Origin of the sequence: Paramagnetospirillum magnetotacticum MS-1, from assembly GCF_000829825.1 — a bacterium.
GTDB lineage: Bacteria > Pseudomonadota > Alphaproteobacteria > Rhodospirillales > Magnetospirillaceae > Phaeospirillum > Phaeospirillum magnetotacticum.
This window is the reverse complement of the sequence record NZ_JXSL01000030.1, coordinates 782,357-798,053: the sequence shown is the minus strand read 5'-3', so window position 1 is coordinate 798,053 and position 15,697 is coordinate 782,357. Positions and strand designations below refer to the sequence as shown.

The 15,697-nt window shown below is 64.2% G+C and carries 14 protein-coding genes; 4 read left to right on the top strand and 10 right to left on the bottom strand.

The window, feature by feature from the left end; genetic code table 11:
* Positions 1-13 precede the first annotated feature (13 nt).
* The 10 genes from CCC_RS16290 to CCC_RS16245 form a co-directional block, all read right to left on the bottom strand.
* Positions 14-934, bottom strand: a complete 921-nt coding sequence (locus CCC_RS16290; RefSeq protein ID WP_009871263.1) for a transketolase family protein — start codon at positions 932-934, stop codon at positions 14-16.
* Positions 934-1,791, bottom strand: coding sequence for a transketolase (locus CCC_RS16285; protein WP_009871262.1), 858 nt, complete (start codon positions 1,789-1,791; stop codon positions 934-936). Before CCC_RS16285 ends, CCC_RS16290 begins: the two co-directional genes overlap by 1 nt.
* Complete coding sequence (locus CCC_RS16280) at positions 1,791-2,762, bottom strand: phosphotransferase (protein ID WP_009871261.1); 972 nt, start codon at positions 2,760-2,762, stop codon at positions 1,791-1,793. The genes CCC_RS16285 and CCC_RS16280 overlap by 1 nt, the downstream gene beginning before the upstream one ends.
* A complete protein-coding gene (locus CCC_RS16275; protein WP_009871260.1) occupies positions 2,731-3,348 on the bottom strand; it encodes an HAD family hydrolase in 618 nt (205 codons plus the stop codon). The genes CCC_RS16280 and CCC_RS16275 overlap by 32 nt, the downstream gene beginning before the upstream one ends.
* Before the next feature lie 13 nt (positions 3,349-3,361).
* On the bottom strand, positions 3,362-4,360 hold the full coding sequence (locus CCC_RS16270; RefSeq protein WP_009871259.1) for an NAD-dependent epimerase/dehydratase family protein: 999 nt from the start codon (positions 4,358-4,360) through the stop codon (positions 3,362-3,364).
* Between the two features lie 10 nt (positions 4,361-4,370).
* Positions 4,371-5,930, bottom strand: a complete 1,560-nt coding sequence (locus CCC_RS16265; RefSeq protein ID WP_009871258.1) for a bifunctional sugar kinase/adenylyltransferase — start codon at positions 5,928-5,930, stop codon at positions 4,371-4,373.
* Entirely contained in the window at positions 5,927-6,937 is a 1,011-nt protein-coding gene (locus CCC_RS16260) for an SDR family oxidoreductase (protein ID WP_041042078.1), read from the bottom strand. Before CCC_RS16260 ends, CCC_RS16265 begins: the two co-directional genes overlap by 4 nt.
* Positions 6,938-7,009: 72 nt before the next feature.
* Positions 7,010-8,260, bottom strand: coding sequence for a hypothetical protein (locus CCC_RS16255; protein ID WP_009871256.1), 1,251 nt, complete (start codon positions 8,258-8,260; stop codon positions 7,010-7,012).
* On the bottom strand, positions 8,260-9,795 hold the full coding sequence (locus CCC_RS16250) for an MBOAT family O-acyltransferase (RefSeq protein WP_009871255.1): 1,536 nt from the start codon (positions 9,793-9,795) through the stop codon (positions 8,260-8,262). Before CCC_RS16250 ends, CCC_RS16255 begins: the two co-directional genes overlap by 1 nt.
* Positions 9,796-9,805: 10 nt before the next feature.
* Entirely contained in the window at positions 9,806-11,524 is a 1,719-nt protein-coding gene (locus CCC_RS16245) for a hypothetical protein (RefSeq protein ID WP_009871254.1), read from the bottom strand.
* A gap of 100 nt (positions 11,525-11,624) precedes the next feature.
* On the opposite strand from CCC_RS16245, the gene CCC_RS16240 reads away from it, so the two are divergent.
* Genes CCC_RS16240 through CCC_RS16225 form a run of 4 tightly spaced genes read left to right on the top strand, consistent with a single transcriptional unit; the run spans position 11,625 to position 15,664 of the window.
* Positions 11,625-12,428, top strand: a complete 804-nt coding sequence (locus CCC_RS16240) for a sugar phosphate isomerase/epimerase family protein (RefSeq protein ID WP_041042075.1) — start codon at positions 11,625-11,627, stop codon at positions 12,426-12,428.
* Positions 12,429-13,871 carry an MBOAT family O-acyltransferase gene (locus CCC_RS16235; protein WP_009871252.1) on the top strand — a complete coding sequence of 481 codons (1,443 nt, stop codon included), beginning with the start codon at positions 12,429-12,431 and terminating at the stop codon, positions 13,869-13,871.
* Positions 13,872-13,883: 12 nt separating this feature from the next.
* Entirely contained in the window at positions 13,884-14,888 is a 1,005-nt protein-coding gene (locus CCC_RS16230; RefSeq protein WP_009871251.1) for a hypothetical protein, read from the top strand.
* Entirely contained in the window at positions 14,885-15,664 is a 780-nt protein-coding gene (locus tag CCC_RS16225) for an SDR family NAD(P)-dependent oxidoreductase (RefSeq protein WP_041042073.1), read from the top strand. Before CCC_RS16230 ends, CCC_RS16225 begins: the two co-directional genes overlap by 4 nt.
* Positions 15,665-15,697: the final 33 nt, after the last annotated feature.

Genomic DNA, 15,697 nt, shown 5'->3' with positions numbered 1-15,697 from the left:
CGTTAGGAGCGGCTCAGGCCAGCGCGGTGCGTACCGTCGTGGCGATCTGCTCGGCCTTGAGGCCATAGGTCTCGAACATGGAATCCTGCGAGCCGTATTCCTTGGTGAAGGAATCGGGCAGGCCCAGGCGCTTGACCTTGGGCAAAGTGACGCCGCAATCCACCAGGCATTCCAGGATGGCCGAACCCAGGCCACCCGCCAGCAGATGCTCTTCCACCGTAACCAGCAGGTCGCGGCCCGGCACCAGGGCCTTCAAGGCCTCGCAATCCAGCGGCTTGACCGTATGCATGTGCAACACACCGGCAGTGATGCCCGCTTCGGCCAGGATATCGGCGGCCTTGAGGCAGCGCTCGGTGGTGGCCCCCGTCGACACCATCAGCACCCGGCCGGGTTCGCGGCGCAGGATGGCCTTGCCGATCTTGAAGTCGTCGGTGGGCTGGGAAATAACCGGATCACCGCCCTTGGCCAGACGGATATAGATGGGGCCCTTCCAATCGAGGGAAGCATCCATCAGGCGCTTCATCTCCTCGGCATCGGACACCGCCACCACCGCCATATTGGGCAGGGCCCGCATGATGGCGAAATCCTCGATGGCCAGATGGGTCGGGCCCAGGGGCGCATAGACCACGCCGCCGCCATTGGCGATGAGGCGGACCGGCAGGTTGTGGACGCAGACATCCACCGCCACTTGTTCGTAGCAGCGCCGGGTGATGAAGGGGGCGATGGTGTTGACGTAGGGGATCAGGCCGTCCATGGCCATTCCGGCGGCCATGCCGATGACGTTCTGCTCGGCGACGCCTTCCATGAAGAAGCGTTCGGGCATCTCGGCCTTCATGGCTTTCAGCGTGCCGACGCCCAGGTCGGAGCCGATGAACACCACGCGGGAATCCTTTTGGGCCAGCTCATGGACCTTATTCAGGCTGGTATTGCGCATCAGGCATCCTCCAGCGCGGCGGCAATGGCGCGCACTTCCTCGTCGGTGAACTTGTTCTTGTGGTGCCAGGACGGCTGGTGCTCGGCAAACGGCACGCCGCGCCCCTTGACGGTGTGGGCGATGATGGCGGTGGGCTTGTCGCCGTCATAGCGCAGCTCGCGGAACAGCTTGGACAGCGCCTCGACGTCGTGGCCGTCCACCTCGATGGCGTCAAAGCCGAAAGCCGCCCATTTCTCCGGCAGGGGATCCAGCGGCTGGACCTCGTCGGTGAAGGCGTAGGACTGGATCTTGTTGTAATCGACGATGGCCACCAGATTGCTTAAGCGATGCTTGCCAGCGCTCATGGCCGCTTCCCAGACGCTGCCCTCGTTGATTTCGCCGTCGCCCATGACCACGAAGACGCGGGAGTCGCGCTTTTGCACCCTGGCCGCCAGGGCCATGCCGACGCCGATGGACAATCCGTGGCCCAATGCGCCGGTGGAGGCCTCGACGCCGGGAATCTTGTTGGCTTCCGGGTGGCCGCCCAGGATGGAGTCCTTCTTGCAGAAGGTGCCCAGGGTCTCGCGGGCGATAAAGCCCTTGTCCACCAGCAGGGCGTATTGGGCCAGACAGCCATGGCCCTTGGACAGGATGAAGCGGTCGCGCCCGGTCCATTTGGGCTGGGCCGGATCGAAGCGCATCACCTCGTCATAAAGCACCCGCAGGATCTCGATGGGCGACATGCTTGATCCGATATGGCCGCGCCCGCCGCCCAGCAGGCCTTCGACCACCAGCCGCCGCAGATGTTTCGAGCGGTTGTCAAGGGGCCGGGCCTCGGCCTGACGTGCCGCCTGTCGGATTGCGGACTCTTGGCTCATCACTCACTCACCTTTCCCAGCAGAATGCGGGCCTTGTCCAGTTGCCGCAGCCGGGCGGCCCCGGCATCGGTCTCTCCCGCCGCCGCCCGTCGCGCCCAGCGCTCGGGCAGGAACTCGTTCAGCACGATCAGCGCCCAGCGCGCCGCCAGCAGCGGCCGCAAAGCCGTCCACCGGGCCGCGAATCCGGGCACGTCCTCATACACCGCCTTGATACCCTCGCGCCAGTGCGTCGAGAGGGGCGGGGACAGGCTCATGCCCGGATGAAGATCGAACTCGGCGGCCAGCTTGACCGGATCGTCCCAGCCGAAATACTCGAAATCGATGAAGACCAGACCGCCGCCAGCCATACGCAGCGCATTATGAAAGCCGAAATCGGCGGGTGACAGGGTGCGTTGGTCTTTGGCCAGTTCACCGATGGCCGCAGCGCGGGCGCGGCAGGCTTCGATGGCGGCGGCGATGGCGTCCAGAACCTCGGCCAAGCCATCATGATCGGCGGCCACCTGCCGCAGGCGGGCCAGTCGCTGATCCACCTGCCGCAACATCTCAGACCCTGAAGTGCAGGCTTCCGAGGCCCAGGCCAGACTTTCCGCCCCTTCCGCGTGCCGCAGCCCATGCAGCCGGGCGGCGAAGGCGATGGCCGCGTCCAGATCGGCGGGAGTGGGGTCGGCTACCGCCTCGCCCTCGATCCACTGATACAGCGCGTGGTCGCCCTCATGGGCCAGTGCCGCCGGAACCTCGGCCACGCCGTGGCGGGCCAGGAAGGCCAGCGCCGCGAATTCGGCGCCCAGGCGGTCGCGGGTATCATTGGGGGTACGGGGATAGGATTTCAGCGCGAAGACCGCGCCATCCTCGCATTCCACCCGATAGAGACGGTTATTGCCGCCCCGGCCCCCCGGCGTGACGGAGCGTACCGGAATGCGGGCCAGGCGGGCGGCCAGTTCAGCCCAGGCGCTGGAGCAGGTCTCGGCCAAGGCTTTGCCAATCGCTGAAGGGAAGGAAATCGCCACGGGGCAGCGGCGTGCCGGGGTGATAGAGGTAGCGGGCCACGCCCTCGGGAAAGCCCGGCTCGTTGAACACTTCCTCCAGATCGTCGACGAAGGCGGCACAATCGAGTTCGGCGATCTTGGCGATCTTCTCGGCACGGGTGGCGCGGAAATGAACGTCGGCGCGGTCGAGACCGAATCCGGTGGCGGAAAAGAAGCCTTTGGCCTCCATCCAGTCCAGCGCCGCGTCACGCAGATTGATGCCCAGGGGATCGTAGGGCGCCGTTTCGGTCTTGTGGCTGACGATGCTGATCGTCCAGTTGCGGCGGCGGCATTCGGCCAGGAATTCGGCAACGCCGCCGATCAGTTCGGCCTCGGGCATGCGCCTCGCATAGACCTCGGCCTGAAGCCGCTGCCAGGCGATGTCGCCCTCGGCCGAGAGGCGCACCAGATCGCGCACCTCCTTCTTGGTGGGTGCGCGGGCGGCCTCGGCGAACCCCGCCGTCAGGGCCGCGTCGCGAAAGACGCGGTCGTAGCCGGCCAGGGTGTTGTCGAAGTCGAGGCCGATGCGCACCTGGCGCGCCCTCTTAAGTGAGCTTTACCTGCTGCATCAACTTGATATTGAAGTAGTCGGGATTGTTCAGCGGATCCTTGAGCTTGCCCGACTTCATGGCGTCGGCCAGACCGCGCACCGCGTCCTCGATGGTGTATTTCAGCTCGAAGCCGATCTCTTCCCGGATCTTGCGGCCCGACACCTGATATGAGCGCGGATCGTTGGTGGGAACCGTCTCGATCTCCACATGCTCGCCCACCACTTTGCGGACGATCTCGGCCAGCTGGCTGATGGGATAGTTGGTGTCGCCAGCATTCCAGATCTTGCCGTCAATGGCGGAATCTTCTTGGCTCAACAGGTGCTGATAGACGCGGACCATGTCCTGGATATGGATGTTGGGACGCTTCTGCGGCCCGCCGGTGACGCGGATCTTGCCGTTGTTCACCGCCTGATTGGTGAAGATGTTGACCACCACGTCCAGGCGCTGGCGACGGCCATAGCCGCAGACGGTGGAGGGACGGATGGTGCAGACGGTGAAGCCCGGCGCGCGCTCGGCCAGCAGTTCCTGCTCGCACAGGGCCTTGAACTTGGAATAGTCGGTGAGCGGCTCCAGGCTCAGATCCTCGTGGACCTCGGGGTCATCCTTGACGCCGTAGACCGAGGACGACGAGGCATAGATGAAGCGCTTCACCCCGGCGGCCTTGGAGGCGCGCACCAGGGGCAGGAAGGCGTCGTGATTGATGGACTTGCCCAGCGCCGGATCGAGATCGTAGCTGGGATCGTTGGAGATGCAGGCCAGGTGGATGACGCAGTCGCAGCCCGAAAGCGCGTCCTTGACCACCTTGATGTCGCGCAGGTCGCCCTTGACCTCGCGCAGATTGGCATTGCCCTTCAGATCCTCGAACACCTCGCCGTAGAGATAGAGGTCGAGCACGGTGACCTTGTGGCCCTCGGCGATCAGAGCGGGGATCAGTTCGCTGCCCACATAACCGGCGCCGCCGGTGACCAGGACATTCCAGAGCTTCTTGGCCAAGGCCGATCTCCTACTTCAGCAGGGTGGTGATGAACTTCATGAGGGCGACCTTGTCCACCGACGAGCGGTGGCCGATGATGCCGACCTTGATGGCGCCAGCGGCATTGCCGACGAAACCCACCTGATGCATGGGACAGCCAGCGGCGACCAGCGGAGCCGTCACCGCCAGCAAGGCGTCGCCGGCGCCGACCGTGTCCACCACCTGTTTGGTGAAGGCCGGCACCCTCTGGACCGAACCCCCGCGCTCATAGGACAGGCAGCCGTGGAAGCCGGAGGTGACGATCAGCTTCTCGCAGTCGATCAGGGCCGGAATCTTCTCGCCCACCAGGACGGCGACGTCGGAATACTTGTCGGCGGTGGTGAAGCGGGCCTCGCGGTGATCGATGCACAGATAGTCGGCTCGCCGGTATTTGGTGGCGAAATTGAAGCCCAGATTGCCAGCATTGGTCTGGGTATTGACCGTCAGGAACTTTGAACGTTCTTGCAGCAGGTTGATGGTGCTGGGGGTCAGCATGCCGTGACCGAAATCGGTCACCACGACCACGTCGGCCTCGGGCAGACGCTCGGCCAGGACGGAATCGAGGCGCTCCACCACATCGGCGGCGTAGGGCCGGTCATCCATGTGGTAGACCTCGAACAGCTTGCGCACATAGGTGGGCTCAATGAAGCGGGTCTTGCGGGTGGTCGGCGCCTCGGGGCGATAAAGGATGGTCAGCTTGACGTTGGGTTTGACGCTGGCGCGCACCAGATCTTCCCAGGTGTCGTCCTCGCCCAGCACGGTGACGACCTCGACCTCGCGCACCAGATCGGCGACGTGGTTGGCGGTGGCGATGATGCCGCCAGCGAAGACTTCGCGGCTCTTGAACAGGGTTGCGACCAACTGCTCCTTGGACGAGCGCTCCATGCCTTCGACGTAATTGTATTCGTCGATGATGGTGTCGCCGACCATCAGGATCTTGTAGTCCTTGATCTTGTCCAGATAGGCGGCGATGGAGGCGCCAGCGTCCTCCTGACGCAGCTCGTCCAGGAAATCTCTGAGCGGCGGATCATAGACGTCGAGGTAACGGTTGATCAGGGTGGACGAGCTGAAGGTGATGTCCTTGGTGAACACCAGCTTGCCGCCGTGCTTCTCCACCGCGTCCTTTTCGGCGCGGATCTTGCCGGTGATGTCCTCTTCCGGGTTCTCGTAGTCGGAACCCTTGACATAGACCGACGGGCGCACGGTATCGAGCACGTTCTCGGCGGTCGGCGCGTGGTTGACGGCCACCCAATCCACATACTGGCAGGCGGCCAGCATCTCGGCGCGAAGGCCCTCGGGAAAGATGGGGCGCCCCGGCCCCTTATTGACGAAGCGGTCGCCGGTCAGCGTCACGCACAGCTTGGTGCCTTCGCGCCGCGCCGCTTCCAGATGGCGGACATGGCCCATATGCAGCAGATCGAAGACGCCATGACACAGCACCACCTGCTCGCCCGCCTCGCGCGCCTCGCGCACGATCTCGCCCATGGCGTCAAGCGTGACGATCTTGTCCCGCGCGGTCGGAAACTCGCCGCCGTTCTCCGCCGAACTCATTTGCCATCGGCTCCCAGATACTTGAACCAATCCTTGGTGGCATCGGCGATGGAATCGGGCGTCCACACGGGGGCCTCGCGCCAATAGTCGATATTGTCCAGGATGATCTTCACCCCCTCCTCCAGGCTGACCTTGGCCTTCCAGCCCAGCAGGTCATGGATGCGAGTGGTATCGGCGAAGGTGATGTCGGGCTCGCCTGGGCGCTTTGGGATATAGGTTTTGTCGCCGCCCAGCAGTTCGACCAGCCGGTTGACGCTATAATGCCCGCCCGAGCCCACATTCATGACCACATTCGTGAGATTGGATTCCGATGCGGTGAAGAAGGCGTCGGCCACATCGGTGACGAAGGTGAAGTCGCGGCTTTGGTTGCCATCGCCGACGATGGTGTAGGGCTTGCCCGCCAGCTTCTGGGCCAGGAACACCCCGAACACGGCGCCATAGGTCCCCGAGGTGCGCGACCGTGGGCCATAGACGTTGAACAGGCGCAAGGACACCACGGGCAGGCCGTAACATTGAGCCCAATGCATGGCGTAGAACTCGCCAGCCATCTTGGTCAGGGCATAAGGATACATCGGCCGCATCTCGGCCGTTTCCGGTGTCGGGGTGACGTCGGGGATACCGTAACAGGACGACGACGCCGTGTAGATGAAGCGCTTCACTCCGGCGTGGCGCGCCGCCTCCAGCACCGCGAAGGTTCCGTCCACATTGGCGTGGTGGTAGTCGGTGGCGTTTTGGATGGATGGCACGATGTCCGCCAGCGCGGCCAGATGGAATACCCGGTCAACACCCTGAAACAGCGGTCCGATGGCATCGCGGTCGTTGATGTCGAGCCAATGGGCCGACAACATCGGATGACCCTTGACGTGATCCAAATTCTGCGGCCGTCCGGTTGAGCAATTGTCGATAACGGTAACCCGGTGGCCTTCGGCCAGGAGGCGATCAACCAGATGGCTGCCGATGAAACCGGCGCCGCCGGTAATCAGGCTATGAGTGGGGGTCACTGTCATGTGCGCTACCGCGATCCTGAAATGCAAACTCGGAGGCCAAAGGGAACTCGAGCCTCTTCCGAAAACCGGACACTAGTGGCCCGTGGAGGTGGGGTCAATGACGGTGTTGTCATGGGCTGTTGCCATGACGGCGAAGCGATTGTATTCCGCCCGCAGCAGCCTGTTATAGGCCCGGCCCAGGGGGTCGTCGGCCACCGTGGTGGTCCCGGCATGGGCCGCGATCTTGGATTCCAGCCAGGCTTCGTCGGCAATGCCCGCCAGGGGGCTATCCGGTGCCCTGGCCATGGCCAGGGTCATGCGCATATAGGTCACCTCGCCACCATGGACCGCGTCGTAGAACTCCCGATCATCGAGGGAGACCGTGGCGGGATCGTGAAAGTCGAAAAAAATGCCGGGGAACTGCTCGCTCATGGCCCTGCGCCAGGCTTCCACATAGGCGAAGGCTTGGGGGTGGCGGCGCATGGCGGCCATGGCGGCATGGGAAACTGGCGGAGCCACCAGTATCACCGGGATGCCCTCGGCCCGCATGCGCTCGACGAAGGCATGGGTTTCCAGCATGGCCTGACGGTTGAGGGTGCCGCCATAAGTGTAGGTTCCGGCATCGATCCCCGCGACGATCTCGGCGGAGCGCTCGGATGGGTCTTGTCGCAGCAGAGCGGGCAGAGCGCCGAAGTTGTAATAGGAGCCGTCAGGCCCAAAGCCGAGGTCACGCAAGACGGCGGTGAGTCCGATCCGGGGCACGCCTTCCACATCGGCTGCGATCGCGCCAGACGCCAGGGCGACGGCCTCCGCCCAGCTGATGCGGCCGTCGCCGAGCAGGTGCAGCGCCAGGGTCAGGCGGTTGACCCCGCCCAGCCCGGCATGGCCGCCGAAGGGGCGCAGCCGGGGCTCGGGCTCATTGGGCAATTCACGCCGGAAATTCCAATAATCGAGATTAAGGATGACCAGCTTGGGCTTTTCCGCCAGCAACAGCCGGTCGGCCAGAGCCAGGGCCTGGGCCGGCGACACGATCAGGCCGCCCAGATTGTAGAATGACCGGGTGAAGAAATGGGCGCGGTAGGGAAACGAGCGCGAGGTTCCCAACACGGCGACCTCCGGCCGCACGGCGCGGTAGCGGGCGTATTTGTACTCGGCCAGGCTTTGGCCCAAGGCGTTGTAGAGCCCGTGACCGGCCAGCTGGCGCTCGATCATGGCGTCAAGCGTCCCGTTTTCGCCCGCGCCGCGCATGACCAGCAGATTGGCCAGCAGCAGCAGGCAACCTGCCGCGAAGCCAGCGGCGAACAACAAGGTGAAGCGGCGATATGCGGGAGAGGGCGGGCGCATCAGAACTGGAAATAGATGAATTGAACGGTATTGGCCTGGCGATCCACCGCCCAGGCCGTCAGCAGAACCAGCGCTGCCGACCATAGCAGGGCTGGCTTCCAGCGCAACCAGCCGGGCAGGCCCATGGCCATGGCCGGAGTCCAGGTCAGCGCCGGAAGCGGGCGACCGATCCACTGATAGACGTTGGGTGCCGTGGCGGCGATGATGACCGCCGCCGCCAGCCAGCCGAAGGCCGAGCCGCCCGCCCCTTCCATCAGGGCGATCAGCGCCTGGCTGCCGACGGTGATACCCGCTTGCCGCAATATCTCGCCCAGCGGTCCCAACAGGGTCAGCAGACCGGCGGGCAGGGCCAGCCCGTTGACCCCGGCCAGGGCGGCCCAGATCTCCACGGTCCCCGACAGACTGGCGGCGCGGAACGGCACCCAGGCCAGCAGGACCGCCAGCATGGTCAGGGGCCAGGCCAGACCGCCGGGCAGGCGCAATCCCCGGGCGCGCCACAGATGATTCGCCACCAGGCACAGCCCGTGAATACCGCCCCAGGTCACGAAGGTCCAGCCAGCCCCGTGCCACAATCCGCCCAGGAGCATCACCACCACCAGATTGGCGTATTTGAAGGCAGCGCCCCGGCGATTGCCGCCCAGCGGGATGTAGAGATAGTCACGCAGGAAGAATGACAAGGTGATGTGCCAGCGCCGCCAGAACTCGATGATGCTGCGCGACTTGTAGGGTGAAAAGAAATTGATGGGCAGCACCAGACCGAACATCCGCGCCAGTCCCACCGCCATGTCGCAATAGCCCGAGAAGTCGAAATAGATCTGCATTGTGTAGGCCAGGGCGCCGATCCAGGCTTCGAGCATGGCGACCTTGGCCCCGCCATCGGCGGCGTCGAAGACCGGATCGGCCAGGGGTCCGACGGAATCGGCGATCAGGATCTTCTTGCCCAGGCCGACGGCGAAGATGGTGATGCCAACGGCGAGATCGACCCAGACCCGCTGCGGGCGATAGCGCAGGCGCTCGCTTTGGGGGACCAGATCGCGCCAATGCAGGATCGGCCCGGCGATCAGTTGGGGGAAGAACACCACGAACAGGCTGTAATCCAGCAGCGAGCATTTCTTCGCCCGACCGGAATGACAATCGACCAGATAGGCGATCTTCTGGAAGGTGATGAAGGAAATGCCCAGGGGCAGCACGACTGAAATGGCGGTGTGGGGGCCGCCGAACAGGGCCTCCAGATTGGCCAGCAGGAAGTTGGTGTACTTGAAATAGGCCAGGGCCGCCAAGTTGAGGCTGATGCCCAGCGCCAGCAGCCCCCTAGACTTGTCCGTCAAAAGCCGCTGGCCGATCATGTAGTTGCCGGCGATGGTGACGATGATGACGTAGAGATTGCGGGGCTCGTACCAACCGTAAAAGAACAGACAGGCCGCGACCAGCCAGCTCAGTGCGGCCCGGCGCCCGGCCAGGGCCATGGCGGCATGGAACACCACCAGGGTTACCGGCAGAAAGGCGAACAGGAATACCGTCGATTGGAACAGCATTCAAAGCTCCCTACGCCACAGCGGCGACCGGCGGCACCGGCAGGCCCATGCCTTGGCAGACCTGATCGTAATAGGGCTGGCGGGTGAGTGCCACAAGGGCGGAGAAGCGGCTGGGGTCGTAGGATTCCTCGCCCGAAATCCAGCGCCGCAATTGGGCGACGGTTTCTTCGGCCGACGAGACGCAAAGACCGGGGAATTCGTGGAAGATGGAGGTCTTGGTATCGGGCATGATATCGAGGTTAAGCACCGGCGTGCCCAACTGGATGGTCTCGACCACGATGGTCGAGGGATCGGAAATGACATAGTCGGCCCTGGAAATCAGGTCGTAAACCGGCTCGGTGGTATAGACCACATTGGCCAGTCCGTGACTGCATTCCTCGATAAAGGCGGCGATCTGGGCGTCATGGGGATAGCCGCGCTTGATCTGGACCAAAATGGTGCGCTCGGGAAAGGCCTCGGCCGTCATGCGTACGGTGCGGACGAATTCCGGGTTGCCGATGACGAAGCGGGCCATGATCAGGATATCGCGTGAGCTGCGGTGCTGTCGCGCCAGGTATTCGCGGGTGAAGGCGAAGGCGCCGATGGAACGCAGTTCCATGTCGGCGGGCCAGCTATCACGGTAATGGCGGTGAAAAGCGGTGCCGATGGTGTAATAGACATCCATGGAAACCCAGCGCAAATGGGGCACCACGATGCCGATGCCCTGGGCGGCGTGGTTGAGGCCGTGCTGCTGGGCGCCAAAGCGGTGCAGTTCCTGACGACGAAGAACATGCTCGACGTTGTAGTCGTCGCGCGACCAGAAATAGCGGGGCCGCCAACGGTTGAACAGGGCGCGCTGCACCAGCCGCCGCCAGGGCAGCAAGGCGACGGTGGCGTACAGGCTGGGGGCCAAAACGCCCCAGCGCCGCCAGATGGCCCAGCTGTCCCTGATGGCCTGGGCGGCGGCCTGGAGTGCGTCGGCGGGATCGAATACCCCATCCCCAGGCAGGCATTGACGCCAAGTCTTGCCCCGCTTGGCGGCGTCCTTGCGGATCTCGGCGTTGCGCATCACCACCACCAGTTCGCCACCCTGGCCCAAGGCCTCGTAAAGGGCGTCATCGCGCCAGTCGCCGTTATGATCGGCCATGACGAAGACCGGTTCGCGCGGCGCATGGCGGCGCAGGCGGGTGAGGGTGAAGACCAGCGCCGCCGCCAGACCGAACAGGGCGACGGCCACATTGATCAGGCGATTGGGTCGCCATCTCGCGGTCACGCCCGCCAAGGTGTCGGGTCCGTACCATGCACGGGTCAGGCCGAGGATTTCCGGGGGAATCTCCAGGTCCTCGGGCTTGACCGCCGGGTCGGCGGCATGCCGGTGAAGCAGGAAAGCCGAGGAATAGCGGAAATAGGTGTGCATGGTGGCCAACAGCTTGACCGCGAAGCCGTAATCGGAATCCCCGTCGGCCAAATCGAAGCGATGATGGCTGTTTTGCCAGGGTTCGATGATGGTGAAGAGATCGGTGGTCATCAGCAGTTTGGGATAGGCCCATTCGGCGGCGCATTCGGGATGGTCGTCGATGAGTTCGGCGGCGCCGCGACCCTTGGCCCAGGCCAGCAGCTTTTCCAACGGGCGTTTCAGCGGCGGCAGGATGGGATCGACCAGCAGTACCCGCGGTGTTTCGCCTCTCCAGGTTCGCCAGACCAGCAATGGGGCCGACAGTTCATCGAGAATTATCACGCGCGGGGACATGGGAAGCCGATTTTGTGGTGTCGAAGGGGCGGCAACGTAGCACAGGCGGACGTCCTGGGCTATAAACGCTGCTGGTTCCGCCCGATACAGGACTGCCCGCGTGAAGTTCGCCGTTTCCAATATCGCTCTTCCGGCCTTTGACCATCTTTCCGCCTTCCCCGTCCTGCGTGGATATGGATTTACCGGGTTGGAGGTGGCCCCCAGCCGCGTTTGGCACGGAAGCTGGGATGCTGCCGGTGTCGCGGCCTATCGCCGCGCGGCGGAGTCGGCGGGCCTCGCCGTCGTCGGGCTGCACTCCTTGTTTTTCGACCGGCCGGAATTGGGGCTGTTCAAGCCCGCCGAGACCCGATTGGCCACTCTCGACTTCATGACGGGTCTCTCGGCCCTGTGCCGTGATCTCGGCGGTCGCACCCTGATCTATGGCGGCGGGCGGCGGCGCGGCGAGATGCCGGTGGCGCAGGCCATGGACGAGACGCGGAGATTCTTATCCGAATTGCTGCCTCGCATGGAGGCGCACGGCACCATGCTCTGTTTCGAGCCACTCGGCCCCAAGGACAGCGATTTCCTTAATTCTGCCGCCGAATGCCGGGCTTTGGCCGACGAGTTCGCCCATCCCGCCCTGGGGCTGCAGCTGGATGCCAAGGCCCTGGTGGAAAACGGCGAAACGGGCGAGGAAACCTTCCGGGCGGTCAAGGGACGGCTGGCCCATTTTCACGCCAATGATCCCGGCCTGGTCGTTCCCGGAAGTACGGGGATTGTAGATCACGCCGTTTTGGGGGCGCGGCTGCGCGCTATCGGCTATGACGGTTGGGTTTCCTCCGAACAGCGCATGCTGTCCGAAGCCGGGGCGCTGGCCGATGCCGAGGCCGGAGGCCGAACCCTGCTGCGCTGCTACGGATCCTAGATGCTGTTCAACAGCTACATCTTTTTGTTCGCCTACCTGCCGGTGGTCTGGGCCGGGTTTTTCGTCCTTGGCCGCCGCTCTCCGCCAGTGGCCGCGGCATGGCTGGCCGTTGCGTCTGTCGTTTTCTATGGCTGGTGGAACTGGGCTTTCGTGCCCTTGCTGCTGGTCTCGGCGGCGTTCAACTACGGCATGGGCCTCGTCATCGTCCGTAGCGATCAGGCGCGGCGCGGGATCGTTCTGGGCCTTGGCGTCGGCGTCAACCTCGCCTTGCTGGGCTATTTCAAATATGCGGGTTTTCTGGTGGGCAACGCCGATGCTCTGTTCGGCACGACCTGGACGATTCCCGATATCGTTCTGCCCATCGGCATTTCGTTCTTCACCTTCACTCAGATCGCCTTCCTGGTGGATTGCAGGCGTGGCCTCGCGCGCGAGGTCCATGCGGTCCATTACCTTCTGTTCGTCAGCTATTTCCCCCATCTGATCGCCGGCCCGGTCATTCATCACGCGGACCTGATGCCTCAATTCGCCTTGCGCGAGATCTATCGGCCGCAATGGGAGAACGTGGCGCGTGGCTTGACCCTGCTGTCGCTGGGGCTGTTCAAGAAATGCATCATCGCCGATTCCCTGGCCGGAACCGCCGATGCGACCTTCGCCGCCGCCGCCGCCGGTGCCCCGGTTGGAGGCTTGGCCGCCTGGGGTGGGGCGCTGGCTTATACCTTCCAGATCTATTTCGATTTTTCCGGATATTCCGATATGGCCCTGGGGTTGTCCTGGATGTTCGGCATCCGCCTGCCGGTGAATTTCAATTCACCGTATCAGGCGGTCGGCGTGATCGATTTCTGGCGGCGCTGGCACATGACGCTGTCGCGGTTTCTCCGCGATTACCTCTATATCCCCCTGGGGGGAAACCGCAGGGGGAGTATGCGGCGGCACCTCAATCTGCTGATTACCATGGTGCTGGGTGGGCTGTGGCATGGGGCGAACTGGACCTTCGTCGCCTGGGGGGCGTTGCACGGTCTTTATCTCGGCATCAATCATTTCTGGCACTGGCTGCTGCCAGCCCTGGGGATCAGGCGTTCTTTCGGTTGGCCCGGCCGCCTCTGCGCCCAGGCCCTGACCTTTGCCGCGGTGGTTGTCGCCTGGGTTTTCTTCCGGGCGGCCGATATGGATGCGGCTTTGCGGGTGCTGCGCGGCATGGCGGGGTGGAACGGAGCGGGGGTCTCGCCCGGAACCGTGCCGGCGGCGATCATTCTTGTTGCCGCCGTGATTGCGTTCCTGCTTCCCAACGCCAACCGGATCGTCGGGATTTGCGGGCCGTTGCCAAGATGGCGCATTCTGGTCTGGCAGATCAGTCCGGCCTGGGCCGCCTTCGGCGCCGGGGCGTTGGTTGCCGCGTTGATGGCCATGCAGCGGCCATCGGCATTCCTTTACTTCAACTTCTGAGCCGGGCGAGGAATGAACGACCGTCGCTACCTCGTCTGGTTTCTGATTTCCGCGCTGGTCTGGGGCGTCATGGCCCTGGCGGTGGTCGAGGCCTATGATCCCTATGGCGAGAACGCGTCAAGGATCTGGTCGGACAAGCCCCGCTATGCCGTGCGCGTGCTGACGGCTCGCCGTCTGGCCGCCAAGCTGGAGGAAGGTCCCTATGACATTGTGTTCGGCACGTCGCGCTCGGCCATGCTGTCACGGGACGCGACCGATCGGCCGACCCTGAATTTCTATCCCGTCTACGGCAATCCCCGCATGGTGATGGATGTGCTCGAGCATCTCGGGCCTCGCCAGGCGGGTCATGTGGGAACCATCTACTACGCCCTTGATCTGCCGACCTTCTGCGAGAGCTGCGGCGTCGAGGATACACGATGGCGCTCCGACATCTGGACGGCGGTGTATAAGCTGGCCCATCTGCCCGAGGCGGTTTCCCGCCTGCCGCTGGACGTGGTCCGCAACCTGCGGGGCAATACCGGAACCTGGGTGGATAACGGGGCGGTGCTGGATTTGCGGCCCGAATCCGGGAACGGTGCCTGGCTGGACCGCGGTGCGGTCGCTCCCATGGTGATGCCCGTCGAAGACGCCACTCTTGACAGGCTGGCCGTGCTGGACCGCCTGATCAGACAGAAAGGGTGGCGGGTCGAGTATTTCACTCCGCCGTTACCGGTGGCGACCCTGGCGGTCAGTGACCGCGCCGTTCTCGCCGACCTCAAGCGCAGGCTGTTGGAGCGCATTCCCCAACTGCATGATTTGACCTATCTGCCGGGCGTTTCGGAGAATCCTCGTCTGTTCGCCGATGCGACGCATCTCAACCCGCGGGGCGGCCGGGCGGCGATCTGCGCCATCCGCAGCCGGTTATACCTTGTCGGGGCTGAAAATTCCGTGTCCCAGGATCCCGCCCTGGGGCACCCCGTCAATCGGCCCCCCCTGCCCGAAGACTGCCTGACCTCGCCACCGGAGAGAACGCCATGACCGAGCCCAGAAGCCCTTTCATCCGTCCGGATTGGCAGCCAAGCGTGCCCAAGGGGCAGCGAATCCTGATCACCGGGGCGACGGGGGGCTTGGGGCGCGCCCTGGTCGCCATGCTGCGCGAGGCTTCCGACTGTGTCATCGGAGCCCATGGGGCAGGCCAATCCTACGAGGCGGGCGATGGCTTGATCCCCATCCGCCGCAGCTTCGAGGGCGACGCTGACTGCCGCGCCGTGGTCGATGAGTTTGCCCAGCGTGCCGGAGGTATCGACGCGCTGGTGGTGCTGTCCGGCTCCATCCTCTATACCGGCCACTGGAAGGATATCGGCGAGGCCGAATGGCGGCGTGAGCAGGCGGTCAACCTGGATCAGCCCTTTTTTCTCGCCAGGGCCGCCATGGAGCGGATGACGGCGCAGGGCGGAGGGGGGCGAATCCTGCTCACCGGAACCGAATCGGCCATCCATGGCGGCTCCCCGACCTCGTTTCCCTATGCGGTGGCCAAGCGTGGCACGGAATGCATGGTCCAGGGTCTGGCGCGGGAGGGCGCGCCTCATTCCATTCTGGTCAACGGGCTGCGATTCGGATTCATCGAATCGGGCTTTCATCAGCGATGGCATAACCGCTCGCAGGCCCAGATGGAAGAGCGCGCCGCCCTGGTGCCCTTGAAGCGCGGCGGACATGTGGATGAGGCGGCGGCACTGATGATCTGGCTGCTCTCAGGCTGGTCGTCCTTCATGACCGGGCAGATGATTCCGCTCACCGGCGGCGATTGGCTCTGAAGCCCAATCCGACCTTGGCGAGGCGTGGGAATT